7 protein-coding genes and 1 riboswitch are annotated in these 12,702 nt (G+C 66.9%); of the genes, 1 reads left to right on the top strand and 6 read right to left on the bottom strand.

Going from position 1 to position 12,702, the window contains the following annotated elements:
• Position 1: 1 nt before the first annotated feature.
• Both thiS and LMA02_RS01665 read right to left on the bottom strand, forming a co-directional pair.
• The gene (gene thiS, locus LMA02_RS01670; RefSeq protein WP_006762101.1) at positions 2-199 is read right to left on the bottom strand and encodes a sulfur carrier protein ThiS; all 198 of its coding nucleotides are present in this window, start codon (positions 197-199) and stop codon (positions 2-4) included.
• A gap of 32 nt (positions 200-231) precedes the next feature.
• Positions 232-1,368 (bottom strand): FAD-dependent oxidoreductase, encoded by a 1,137-nt coding sequence (locus tag LMA02_RS01665; protein ID WP_228906609.1) that lies wholly within the window; start codon positions 1,366-1,368, stop codon positions 232-234.
• A 234-nt stretch (positions 1,369-1,602) separates the two neighbouring features.
• A riboswitch (TPP riboswitch) is annotated at positions 1,603-1,726 on the bottom strand.
• Positions 1,727-1,996: 270 nt separating this feature from the next.
• On the opposite strand from LMA02_RS01665, the gene LMA02_RS01660 reads away from it, so the two are divergent.
• A complete protein-coding gene (locus tag LMA02_RS01660; protein WP_228906608.1) occupies positions 1,997-3,766 on the top strand; it encodes an ABC transporter ATP-binding protein/permease in 1,770 nt (589 codons plus the stop codon).
• Between the two features lie 65 nt (positions 3,767-3,831).
• Here LMA02_RS01660 and thpR read toward each other — a convergent pair whose 3' ends face one another.
• From thpR to LMA02_RS01640, 4 genes are all read right to left on the bottom strand, one after another.
• Positions 3,832-4,380 (bottom strand): RNA 2',3'-cyclic phosphodiesterase, encoded by a 549-nt coding sequence (gene thpR, locus LMA02_RS01655; RefSeq protein WP_228906606.1) that lies wholly within the window; start codon positions 4,378-4,380, stop codon positions 3,832-3,834.
• A complete protein-coding gene (locus LMA02_RS01650) occupies positions 4,377-5,891 on the bottom strand; it encodes an alanine/glycine:cation symporter family protein (protein WP_228906604.1) in 1,515 nt (504 codons plus the stop codon). Before LMA02_RS01650 ends, thpR begins: the two co-directional genes overlap by 4 nt.
• A gap of 306 nt (positions 5,892-6,197) precedes the next feature.
• Positions 6,198-7,664 (bottom strand): glutamate synthase subunit beta, encoded by a 1,467-nt coding sequence (locus tag LMA02_RS01645; RefSeq protein ID WP_228906602.1) that lies wholly within the window; start codon positions 7,662-7,664, stop codon positions 6,198-6,200.
• Positions 7,665-7,749: 85 nt separating this feature from the next.
• Positions 7,750-12,453: a glutamate synthase-related protein gene (locus LMA02_RS01640; RefSeq protein ID WP_228906595.1), complete on the bottom strand. Its 4,704-nt coding sequence runs from the start codon at positions 12,451-12,453 to the stop codon at positions 7,750-7,752.
• Positions 12,454-12,702 lie beyond the last annotated feature (249 nt).

The raw sequence follows: 12,702 nt of genomic DNA, 5'->3' as shown, positions 1-12,702 counted from the left end.
CTCAGCCGCCCGCGACGGGGTGCACCACGTCGAGCTTGTCGCCCGTCGCGAGCGCGCGCGCCGCATGCTGCGTGCGCGCGACGAAATTGCCGTTCAGCGCGACCGCGTACGGCGGACGCGCGCCGAACGCCACGAGTGCGTCGGCCACCGTCGCGCCGTCGGGCAGCGTCAGGGTCTGTTGGTTGATCTGGATATCCATGAGGCTTGATCGAATTCGGTCGGCGGCGCGCATCAGGCCGGCTGGCGCGCGTCGTCGCGGTGATGAAGGAGCGCCGGCCAGCGCGCGGCATCGCGCCACGCGGTGAACGCATCGGCACCGGCGAACGCGCCGCCGAGCGCGGCCTGCGCGAACGCGACCGCCGCATGCGCGACTTCCGGCGCGATCATGAAGCCGTGCCGGTACAGGCCGTTGACGGCGAGCGTCGTCGCGCCGTCCCAGATCACCGCCGGGCGATGGTCGGGCAGCGTCGGGCGGCACTGCGCATTGAGTTCGAGGATGCGCGCCTCGCCGAACGCCGGGTGCACGGAGAACGCCGCGCTCAGCAGTTCGAGCGCGGAGCGCACGCTGACGGGCGACATGTCCTCGCCCTCCACCTCGGTCGCGCCGATCACGTACAGGTCGTCCTGTTTCGGCGCGATGTACAGCGGATAGCGCGGATGCAACAGCCGCACGGGCCGCGTGAGCCCGATGCCGGGCGCGCGCACCCGCGCGACTTCGCCGCGGATGCCGCGCAGCGCGGGCAGCGCGGATTTCGCGCCGAGGCCGCGGCAATCGATCGTGAAATGTGCGTCGGGCCGGTTCGCGTCGTCGATCGTCGCGTGCCAGTGCAGCTCGACGCCGCGCTGCGCGAGGCCCGCCGCCAGCGCACGCAGCGCCTGACGGTTGTCGAGCTGCCCTTCGCGCGACAGCAACAGGCCGCGCGAGAAGCGCCCCGCGAGCGCGGGCTCGGCCGCGTCGACCTGCGCGCCGGCCAGCGTGACGAAGCCGCCGTCGAACAGCTCGGCCGGCGCGTTCGCGCGCACGCGCCGCTCGAACAGCGGCGCCTCCGCCCGATCCGCGTGATGCCAGACGACGAGCGTGCCGTGATGCTGGAAGAACACCGGTTCGGGCAGTTCCGCGAGCCATTGCGGCCAACGCGCGAGCGACGCGGCGCCGAGTTCGGTGATCAGCAGTTCGGCGCTCGCCGCCTCGGCGAGCGGCGCGAGCATCGCGGCGGCGATCCACGCGGCCGACTGCTCGCCGTCCGGGCCGCCGCGCTCGTACAGTGCGACGCGATGTCCGTCGCCCGCGAGCCGCCAGGCGATCAGACGGCCGACGAGGCCGCCGCCGAGCACCGCGAAATCCGGCCGGGAAGCGTGGACGTTCATCACGCACCCTCCCCGCGAACCGCGCGGGCCCGTGCGACGGATGTCGGCACGCGCGCGCCGTCCCGTGCCAACGCACGCGACAGCGGATCGGGAACAGCGCAAAAGACTGAAGATTGAGCGGTCATCATTCCTTCCGTAACGCGCAACGCGCGTACCCAAAAGGACGAAACCGGCAGCAAAGGCCGGCCGGGCGGGACTCGGGCGCTGACCATGTGGGATGGCGGCCAGCGCGGCCCGGCGGGATCAGAAACTTCCCTCGCCGGTATTACCCGGATCGGGTGCGAAGGGTCTTTCTCAGCCTCGCCGCGTTGCCCGGAATTAACCGTCGGCCGCGCTCGAAGCACCCCTGTTTCGTCGTCGGCCATTAGACCATAAAAGCGGAAAGCGCCGCAAACTGTCCCCCTTGCGGCAAATTCGCCGTCGCGCCGCGCCGCTCTGGCACAATGCCCGCAGGCCGGCCGCGCAAGCGGCCGGTTGCCGCGTCACCGCCGGCCCTTAAGCGCCGTTTAAGACGCGCGGGCGACCATCCGTGCGCCCGCCGTCAGTCGGCGCCGCGCCCCGGCATGCCTTATCGCGGCGCGCGCCCGGCTTCGCCCGGCCCGCGCGCCGGCTACTCATCAGGAAGCACATGACCCAATCGATCGATCCCGTCCGCTCCGCCTCCGACGCGCCGCAGGACGAGCGCCCGGTATCCGCATGGAGCCTCATCAAGCCCTACTGGGTGTCGTCCGAATGGAAAACCGCGTGGGGGCTGCTCGTCACGATCATCGTGATCAATCTCTGCGTCGTCTGGATCAACGTCAAGCTGAACAAGTGGAACGCGCAGTTCTACAACGCACTGCAGTCGAAGGACGTCCACGACTTCCCGAACCTGCTGATGCAGTTCTCGGCACTCGCGTTCGGCTTCATCATCCTCGCGGTGTACGGCCGCTACCTGCGGCAGATGCTCGGGTTCCGCTGGCGCCAGTGGCTCACCGACCGCTTTCTCGGCCAGTGGCTCGGCGATCGCGCGTTCTACCGGATCGAACGCGACCGCCTCGCCGACAACCCCGACCAGCGGATCACCGACGACCTCCAGTCGTTCGCGACGACGACGCTCGCGCTGTCGCTCGACCTTCTGTCGACGGTCGTCACGCTCGTGTCGTTCATTACGATCCTGTGGTCGCTCGCCGGCGCGCTGACGCTCTCGCTCGGCGCGACGCCGATCACGATCCCCGGCTACATGGTGTGGGCGGCCGCGTTGTACGCGGTGGTCGGCTCGCTGATCATCCAGAAGGTCGGCCACCCACTCGTGTCGATCAACTACCAGCAGCAGCGCGTCGAGGCCGATTTCCGCTTCGGGCTGATCCGCGTGCGCGAGAATGCCGAGCAGATCGCGTTCTACGACGGCGAGAAAACCGAGACCCGCAACGCGCAGAGCCTGTTCATGCGCATTCGCGACAACTGGTGGCGCGTGATGAAGTACACGAAGCGCCTCACGTTCGTGCTGAGCTTCTACGGGCAGATCGCGATCATCTTCCCGCTCGTCGTCGCCGCACCGCGCTATTTCGCGGGCGCGTTCTCGTTCGGCGTGCTGATGCAGATCTCGTCCGCGTTCGGCACCGTCAGCGATTCGTTCTCGTGGTTCATCAACAGTTACTCGACCCTCGTCGAATGGCGCGCAACCGTCAACCGTCTGCGTGAATTCAAGCGCGTGATGGGAACGTCGCACCTGAAGGAAAGCCTGTCGCCGGCAACCGAGCACGGCGGCATCAACCTGCACTACGTCGATGCCGCGAAACTGTCGACGTCGTCGCTGAAGCTCGCGCTGCCGAACGGCACCGCGCTCGCGAACATCGGCAACCTGACGATCGAACCCGGCTCGCGCTGGCTCGTGATCGGCAAGTCGGGTTCCGGCAAGAGCACGTTCATGCGCGCGCTTGCGGGCCTGTGGCCGTTCGGCGACGGCGCGATCGACGCGCCGGTCGGCGCGCGGATGATGTTCGTGCCGCAGACGAGCTACTTGCCGATCGGCACGCTGAAGGCCGCGCTCACCTATCCGGCCGCGCCCGACGCGTTCACCGACGACGCGTGCCGCGACGCGCTGCGCGCGTGCCGCCTCGAAGACTACGTCGGGCGCCTCGACGAGACCGGCCACTGGACGCGCGTGCTGTCGCCCGGCGAACAGCAGCGTCTCGCCGGCGCACGCGTGCTGTTGCACAAGCCGGACTTCCTGTTCCTCGACGAAGCGACGAGCGCACTCGACGCGGACAACGAAGCGCGGCTCTATCACGTGTTCGCCGAACGGCTGCCGAAGGCCGCGATCGTCAGCATCGCCCACCGCGAGTCGCTGGCCGCGTTCCACGTCGGCATGATCAACGTCGAGCGCGTGACCGACAACGACAAGGTCGCCGCGTAAGCGCAAAAGCAAGAGGCCGGCGCACGCCGCGCCGGCCCTCTCTTGTTCGTCCCGCCCCCTTCCCGCTACGCCCGCCCGATCGGCACCGACACGATCGGCACATGCGACACACCGTCGTGCGACTGCCGGCTTTCGAACAACGTCAGCGCGACGAAGCGCACCGCGACCGGTCGACCGGTCGCGCCGCCGTGCGCGGGCTGTCCGTCAGCATCGCGCGGCAGCCGCGCGAGCGTCACATGCGGCCGGAACGGCCGGCGGTCGGCCGGCACGCCCAGGTCGCGCAACAGCGCGGACAAATCGGCATTCAGCGCCGTACAGGCGGGATCGGCAGCGAGTTCCGCGACGATCAGCCGCGCGCGCGGCAGGCTCGGCCACCACGCGATCCGCTCGACCCGCTGCAACGGCAGCGCATGCGCGCTCGCGAGCGCCGGCAGCCGCTCGGCCAGCGCGTCGCACCGTGCGCGTTCGATCGCGCCGATGAACGCAAGCGTCACGTGCAGTTGCGCGGGCAGCGTGCGCCGTGCGCCGCGGGTGACCGGCAGCGCGTGCAGCGCGTCGCGCGATGCCGTATCGGGCATCAGCGCGACGAATGCACGGAGCCGCTCGCCGTTCATGACTCGCGCACCGCCACGCGGGCTTCGGCCACCGCGTCGTTCGCCGCTTCGTCCACCGCATCAGCCGAAGCCGGACGCAGCGGCAGCGGGCCGTGCTCGCCCCACACGTCGGCCGGCAGCACGCGTGCGAGCTCGGGAATCGTGTTGCGCGTGAACACCGGCTCGGCAATGCCCTGCGCGCGCTGGTGGCGATAGTCGCGCCACGCGGCATGCGCATACTTGCCGAGCGCGAGGATCGCGACCAGGTTGATGATCGCCATCAGCCCCATGCTCGTATCGGCCATCGCCCACACCAGCGGCAGTTGCCCGACGCTGCCGAACATCACCATCCCCAGCACCGCGATGCGGAACAGCGGCAGCACGCCGCGCCGCTTCGTGATGAACTCGACGTTGCCTTCCGCATACGCGTAGTTGCCGATCACCGACGAGTACGCGAAAAAGAAGATCGCGACGGCCATGTAGATGCCGCCCCAACCGCCGACGTGGCTCGCGATCGCGCGCTGCGTGAGCGCCGCGCCTTCCATGCCGGTGCCGAGTTCGTACTGGCCCGACAGCAGGATCACGAACGCGGTCGCGCTGCAGATCACGATCGTGTCGACGAACACGCCGAGCATCTGGATCAGCCCCTGCACGACCGGATGCCGCACGCTCGCGGTCGCGGCCGCGTTCGGCGCGCTACCCATGCCGGCTTCGTTCGAGAACAGCCCGCGTTTCACGCCCATCGCGACCGCCTGGCTGACCGCATAGCCGGTCAGGCCACCCGCCGCCTGCTCGAGCCCGAACGCACTCTTCACGATCAGCGCGATCACGCCCGGCACCAGCGCCGCGTGCGTCGCAACCGCGTAGACGGCCAGCGCGAGATAGCCGATCGCCATCACGGGCACGATCACCTGCGCGACCGACGCGATGCGGCGAATGCCGCCGAAGATGAGCGGCGCGGTGAGCAACACGAGGCCGAGGCCAACCGTCTCGCGGCGCCAGCCGAACGACGTGTGAAATGCATCGGCGATCGCATTGGCCTGCACCGCGTTGAACACGAAGCCGAACGCGAGGATCAGCGACAGCGAGAACAACACGCCGAAGCCGCGCGAGCGCAGGCCCGTCTGGATGTAGTACGCGGGGCCGCCGCGATAGCTGCCGTCCGGGTGCGACACCTTGAAGATCTGCGCGAGCGTCGCTTCGACGAACGCGGACGACATGCCGACGAGCGCCGTCATCCACATCCAGAAGATCGCGCCCGGCCCGCCGACCGTCAGCGCGACCGCGACACCCGCGATGTTGCCGGTGCCCACGCGGCTCGCGAGGCCGGTCGCGAACGCCTGGAACGACGAGATGCTGCCCGGCTCGCCCTTGCTGCCGACCAGCTTCATGCTGAGGAGCAGCGCCTTCAGCTGGATCATTCGGAACCGCAGCGTGAACCACGCGCCCACGCCGAGCAGCAGCGCAATCAGCACGTAGTTCCACAGCACACCGTTGACGGCATCGATCAGCCCTTGCACGAATGCTTCCATCCAGAATCCTTGTAAACGGGGTCAGTCATATTCGGCTGCCATGCGAACGCGGCCGGAGGGGCGACATGATATGACAGTTTCCAAGGATTATTACAAAACGAAAGGAAACGGGATCGCGGAAAATCAACGTCCGATGTGATCAGGTTAGGCGACGCTTCGGGGAGATGACGAGGGTTGGCGGCCGCCGCGAACTGGCACGGCCGACATCGGAGGCCGACGCCAGCGGCACCTGCGGGCGCCGGCCATAAAAAAACCGGGCGCCCTTTCGGACGCCCGGCTGATACGACAGTGGCCCGCGAACCGCGCTTATCGCGGCAGGTTCGAATGCCCCATCAGATACGCGTCGACCGAGCGCGCGCACTGGCGGCCTTCGCGGATCGCCCAGACGACGAGCGACTGGCCGCGACGCATGTCGCCTGCCGCGAACACCTTGTCGACCGACGTGTAGTACGAGCGATCGCCTTCGGTTGCCGCACGCGCGTTGCCGCGCGCATCCTTCGCGACGCCGAACGCCTCGAGCACGGTGGCTGCCGGCTGCGTGAAACCCATCGCGAGCAGCACCAGGTCAGCCTTCATCTCGAACTCGGAACCCGGCACTTCCTGCATCTTGCCGTCCTTCCACTCGATGCGCACCGCGATCAGCTTCTCGACCTTGCCGTTCTTGCCTTCGAGACGCTTCGTCGCGACCGCCCAGTCACGCTCGCAGCCTTCTTCGTGCGACGACGACGTGCGCAGCTTGATCGGCCAGTACGGCCACACGAGCGGCTTGTTTTCCTCTTCCGGCGGCTGCGGCAGCAGCTCGAACTGCGTGACCTGCTTCGCGCCGTGACGGTTCGACGTGCCGACGCAGTCCGAACCCGTATCGCCGCCGCCGATCACGATCACGTGCTTGCCCTTCGCGAGCAGCTGATCGACGAGCTTGTCGCCCGCGTTTACGCGGTTCTGCTGCGGCAGGAAGTCCATCGCGAAATGAACGCCGGCGAGCTCGCGGCCCGGCACCGGCAGGTCGCGCGGCGTTTCCGAACCGCCTGCGATCACGACCGCGTCGAATTCTTCCTTCAGCTGCTCCGGCGAAATAGTTTCCTTCGCGAGGCTGCCGATCGACTCGGGCAGCGGATCCTTGCCGATGAACACGCTGGTGCGGAACGTCACGCCTTCCGCTTCCATCTGGCGCATGCGGCGATCGATCAGCCACTTCTCGAGCTTGAAGTCGGGGATCCCGTAACGCAGCAGGCCGCCGATGCGATCGTTCTTCTCGAACACCGTCACGTCGTGGCCCGCCCGCGCGAGCTGCTGCGCGACGGCGAGGCCCGCGGGGCCCGAACCGACGACCGCGACCGTCTTGCCGGTCTTGTGCTCGGGCGGCAGCGGCTTCACCCAGCCTTCCGCCCAGGCCTTGTCGATGATCGCGTGCTCGATCGACTTGATGCCGACCGGATCGTCGTTGATCCCGAGCGTGCACGCTGCCTCGCACGGCGCCGGACAGATGCGGCCCGTGAACTCGGGGAAGTTGTTGGTCGAATGCAGGACTTCGATCGCCTGCTGCCAGTCCTGGCGGTAAACGAGATCGTTGAAGTCCGGGATGATGTTGTTGACCGGGCAGCCGTTGTTGCAGAACGGGATGCCGCAATCCATGCAGCGCGCGCCCTGGACCTTCGCGTCCGCGTCGGTCAGTGCCGCGACGAATTCCTTGTAGTGCTTCACGCGCGTGAGCGGTGCTTCGTACGCCTCGTGGCGGCGTTCGAACTCCAGAAAACCGGTTGCCTTGCCCATAAGGTGCTCTTCTGTTCGGTGTATCGGGTGGGGGAGCCGCGCGCGGCAGTCATGCGCGCGCGGCATTCGCTATGTCGTTCGTCGCTCAGGCGGCCAGTACTTCCTTCGCCGCCTTCTTCGCACCGATCTCGCCCAGCGCGCGCTTGTATTCGTGCGGGAACACCTTCACGAACTGGCGGCGCGCCGCGTCCCAGTTTTCCAGCAGCGACTTCGCGCGCGGCGAACCCGTGAACTGGAAATGACGCTCGACGAGCCCCTTGAGCAGCGCTTCGTCCGTCATGCCTGCATGCCAGAGCGCGCGGTCGACCGTACGCTCCTGCTCGGCCTGCTGCAGCACCGGATCGAGTGCGACCATCGACTTGTTGCACTTCGCCGCGAACGTGCCTTCCGGATCGTAGATGTACGCGAGACCGCCCGACATGCCGGCCGCGAAGTTGCGCCCGGTTTCGCCGAGCACGACGACCGTGCCGCCCGTCATGTATTCGCAACCGTGGTCGCCCGTGCCTTCGACGACCGCCGTCGCACCCGAGTTGCGCACGCAGAAACGCTCGCCCGCGACGCCGCGGAAGAACGCCTCGCCTTCGATCGCGCCGTACATCACCGTGTTGCCGCAGATGATGTTTTCCTCGGACTTGCCGCGGAAGTCGTTGGTCGGGCGGATGATGATCCGACCGCCCGACAGGCCCTTGCCGACGTAGTCGTTGCCGTCGCCGACGAGGTCAAGCGTCACGCCCTTCGCGAGGAACGCGCCGAAGCTCTGGCCGGCCGTGCCCTTCAGCTGGATGTGCACCGCGTCGTCGGCCAGGCCGTCGTGGCCGTGCTTCTTCGCGATCACGCCCGACAGCATCGCGCCGACGGTACGGTTCACGTTGCGCACCGGCTGGATGAACGACACATGCTCGCCGTTCTCGATCGCGGCCTTCGCCTTCTCGATCAGCACGTGGTCGAGCGCGCGCTCGAGGCCGTGATCCTGCACGTCGACGTGGCGCGGCGCGACGTCCTCGCACTCTTCCGGCTGGTAGAACACGCGCGAGAAGTCGAGGCCCTTCGCCTTCCAGTGCTCGACGCCCTTGCGCGTATCGAGCAGGTCGGCGCGGCCGATCAGGTCGCCGAACTTCGCGATGCCGAGCTGCGCCATGATCTCGCGCACTTCTTCAGCGACGAAGAAGAAGTAGTTCACGACGTGCTCGGGCTGGCCCTTGAACTTCGCACGCAACACCGGATCCTGCGTCGCGACGCCGACCGGGCACGTGTTCAGGTGGCACTTGCGCATCATGATGCAGCCTTCGACGACGAGCGGCGCCGTCGCGAAGCCGAATTCGTCCGCGCCGAGCAGCGCGCCGATCACGACGTCGCGGCCCGTCTTCATCTGGCCGTCGGCCTGCACGCGGATCCGGCCGCGCAGGCGGTTCAGCACCAGCGTCTGCTGCGTTTCGGCCAGACCGAGTTCCCACGGCGTGCCCGCATGCTTGACCGACGACAGCGGCGATGCGCCCGTGCCGCCGTCGTGGCCGGCGATCACGACGTGATCGGCCTTCGCCTTCGCGACACCGGCCGCAACCGTGCCGACGCCCACTTCCGACACGAGCTTCACCGAGATGCTCGAGCTCGGGTTCACGTTCTTCAGGTCGTGGATCAGCTGCGCCAGATCCTCGATCGAGTAGATGTCGTGGTGCGGCGGCGGCGAGATCAGGCCGACGCCCGGAACCGAGTACCGCAGCTTGCCGATGTATTCCGACACCTTGTGGCCCGGCAGCTGGCCGCCTTCGCCCGGCTTCGCACCCTGCGCCATCTTGATCTGGATCTGATCGGCCGATGCGAGGTACTCGGCGGTGACGCCGAAGCGGCCCGACGCGACCTGCTTGATCTTCGAACGCAGCGAATCGCCATCCTTCAGCGCAATGTCGCTGACGATCTCGTCGCCGATCACCGACTTCAGCGTCTCGCCCGACTTGATCGGAATGCCGCGCAGCTCGTTGCGGTAGCGCTTCTGGTCCTCGCCGCCTTCGCCGGTGTTCGACTTGCCGCCGATCCGGTTCATCGCGATCGCGAGCGTCGCGTGCGCCTCGGTGCTGATCGAACCGAGCGACATCGCGCCCGTCGCAAAGCGCTTGACGATGTCCTTCGCCGATTCGACGTCGTCGATCGGGATCGCCTTGGTCGGCTCGACCTTGAACTCGAACAGGCCGCGGAACGTCATGTGGCGCTTGGTCTGGTCGTTGATCAGGTGCGCGTATTCCTTGTACGTCTGGTACGAGTTGCTGCGCGTCGCGTGCTGCAGCTTCGCGATCGAGTCCGGCGTCCACATGTGGTCTTCGCCGCGCACGCGGTACGCGTACTCGCCGCCCGCGTCGAGCATGTCGCGCAAGACCGGGTTGTCGCCGAACGCATCGCGGTGCAGGCGGATCGCTTCTTCCGCAACTTCGAACAGGCCGATGCCGCCGACCTTCGAAGCCGTGCCCTTGAAGTACTTCTCGACGAGGTCGCTCGACAGGCCGAGCGCTTCAAAGATCTGCGCGCCCGTGTACGACATGTACGTCGAGATGCCCATCTTCGACATCACCTTCTGCAGACCCTTGCCGACCGCCTTCGTGAAGTTGTAGACGGCCTTCTCCGGCGACAGGTCGCCCGGCAGGCCTTCCGCCATCTTCGCGAGCGTTTCCATCGCGAGGTACGGGTGCACGGCTTCCGCGCCGTAGCCCGCGAGCAGCGCGAAATGGTGCGTCTCACGTGCCGAACCCGTCTCGACGACGAGGCCCGTGCTCGTGCGCAGCCCTTGCTGGACGAGGTGCGTGTGGATCGCCGACGTGGCGAGCAGCGCCGGAATCGCGACGTGTTCGGCGTCCGTCTTGCGGTCCGACACGATCAGCATGTTGTAGCCCGACTTGACCGCGTCGACAGCTTCCGCGCACAGCGACGCGAGGCGCGCCTCGATGCCTTCCTTGCCCCATGCGACCGGGTAGCAGATGTTCAGCTCGTATGCGCTGAACTTGCCGCCCGTGTACTGGTCGATCGCGCGGATCTTCGCGATGTCCTTGAAGTCGAGCACCGGCTGCGACACTTCGAGACGCATCGGCGGGTTGATGTTGTTCGTGTCGAGCAGGTTCGGCTTCGGGCCGATGAACGACACGAGCGACATGACCATGTTTTCGCGGATCGGGTCGATCGGCGGGTTCGTGACCTGCGCGAACAGCTGCTTGAAGTAGTGATAGAGCGTCTTGTTCTTGTTCGACATCACCGCGAGCGGCGAGTCGTTGCCCATCGAACCGACAGCCTCCTCACCCTGCTGCGCCATCGGCGCCATCAGGAACTTCAGGTCTTCCTGCGTATAGCCGAACGCCTGCTGGCGGTCGAGCAGCGCGGCGCCCTGCGTGCGGCCGGCCGCGACGTCCTCGGCCTTCGGCTCGATCTCGTCGAGCTTGATGCGCACGGCGTCGATCCAGCTCTTGTACGGCTTCGCGTTCGCGAGGTTGTCCTTGAGTTCCTTGTCGTCGATGATGCGGCCGTGTTCCATGTCGATCAGGAACATCTTGCCCGGCTGCAGGCGCCACTTCTTGACGATCTTCGATTCGGGGATCGGCAGCGTGCCGGCTTCCGACGCCATGATGACGAGATCGTCGTCCGTGACGATGTAGCGCGCCGGGCGCAGGCCGTTACGGTCGAGCGTCGCGCCGATCTGGCGGCCGTCGGTGAACGCGATCGCGGCGGGGCCGTCCCACGGCTCCATCATCGCGGCGTGGTATTCGTAGAACGCGCGGCGGTTGTCGTCCATCAGCGTGTGCTGTTCCCACGCTTCCGGGATCATCATCATCACCGCGTGCACGAGCGGGTAGCCGGCCATCACCAGCAGTTCGAGACAGTTGTCGAACGACGCGGTGTCCGACTGGCCCGGGTAGATCAGCGGCCACAGCTTCGGCAGGTCGTCGGCGAGCACGTGCGACGCGATCGCGCCGGTACGCGCGTTCAGCCAGTTCACGTTGCCCTTCACGGTGTTGATCTCACCGTTGTGCGCGATCATCCGGTACGGGTGAGCGAGTTCCCATGCCGGGAACGTGTTGGTCGAGAAACGCTGGTGCACGAGCGCGAGCGCCGACACGACGCGCGCGTCCTGCAGGTCGCGGTAATACACACCGACCTGACCTGCCAGCAGCAGCCCCTTGTAGACGACCGTGCGCGCCGACATCGACGGCACGAAGTATTCCTTGCCGTGCTTGAGCTTCAGCGCCTGGATGCGGTGGCTCGCGGTCTTGCGGATCACGTACAGCTTCCGCTCGAGCGCGTCCGTCACCATGATGTCCTTGCCGCGGCCGATGAAGATCTGGCGGATCAGCGGCTCGCTCGCCTTTACCGTCGGCGAGATCGGCATCGAATGGTCGACCGGCACGTCGCGCCAGCCGAGCACGACCTGCCCCTCTGCCCGCACCGTCCGCTCGAGCTCCTGCTCGCACGCGAGACGCGACGCGTTTTCCTTCGGCAGGAAGATCATCCCAACCCCATATTCGCCGGCCGGCGGCAACGTCACGCCCTGCTTCGACATTTCCTCGCGATAGAACGCGTCCGGAATCTGGATCAGGATGCCGGCGCCGTCGCCCATCAGCGGATCGGCACCGACTGCGCCGCGGTGATCGAGGTTCTCGAGGATCTTCAGACCCTGCTGAATGATCTCGTGGCTCTTCTTGCCCTTGATGTGTGCGACGAAGCCGACGCCGCAGGCGTCGTGTTCGTTTTGCGGGTCGTACAGACCTTGTGCGGCGGGCACCGCGGCGAGCGGCTTCTGGTGGTCGTTCATGGGGACACCGTCGTAAAGGGGGCCTCGAGGGCCGTTGAACCATTTTTTTGTTGCCGTCGATCCCGCTCCCGACGGGAGACGGCACGGCCGACAGTGGTTGGGCGAGCTTCACCCGGGCCACCGGAATTCGGAATATACGCGACGAATCAAAGGAATAGCAACAAAAACCGCTTGATCGATCCCCAATTAAAGCCGTGCGCTGATCTGGTGCTGTTTTATTGGGGCCGTATCGTTTTGGTGCAAAAAGAA

It is taken from the genome of Burkholderia sp. B21-005 (assembly GCF_020843965.1).
In the GTDB taxonomy this organism is placed as follows: domain Bacteria; phylum Pseudomonadota; class Gammaproteobacteria; order Burkholderiales; family Burkholderiaceae; genus Burkholderia; species Burkholderia ambifaria.
Note: the sequence above shows the minus strand (reverse complement) of the source record. Positions and strands in the feature narration are given on the sequence as shown.

What these genes read in the sequence shown, in the direction of transcription:
- thiS (WP_006762101.1), bottom strand. Translation starts at nt 199, where the DNA reads ATGGATATCCAGATCAACCAACAGACCCTGACGCTGCCCGACGGCGCG.
- LMA02_RS01665 (WP_228906609.1), bottom strand. Translation starts at nt 1,368, where the DNA reads ATGAACGTCCACGCTTCCCGGCCGGATTTCGCGGTGCTCGGCGGCGGC.
- LMA02_RS01660 (WP_228906608.1), top strand. Translation starts at nt 1,997, where the DNA reads ATGACCCAATCGATCGATCCCGTCCGCTCCGCCTCCGACGCGCCGCAG.
- thpR (WP_228906606.1), bottom strand. Translation starts at nt 4,380, where the DNA reads ATGAACGGCGAGCGGCTCCGTGCATTCGTCGCGCTGATGCCCGATACG.
- LMA02_RS01650 (WP_228906604.1), bottom strand. Translation starts at nt 5,891, where the DNA reads ATGGAAGCATTCGTGCAAGGGCTGATCGATGCCGTCAACGGTGTGCTG.
- LMA02_RS01645 (WP_228906602.1), bottom strand. Translation starts at nt 7,664, where the DNA reads ATGGGCAAGGCAACCGGTTTTCTGGAGTTCGAACGCCGCCACGAGGCG.
- LMA02_RS01640 (WP_228906595.1), bottom strand. Translation starts at nt 12,453, where the DNA reads ATGAACGACCACCAGAAGCCGCTCGCCGCGGTGCCCGCCGCACAAGGT.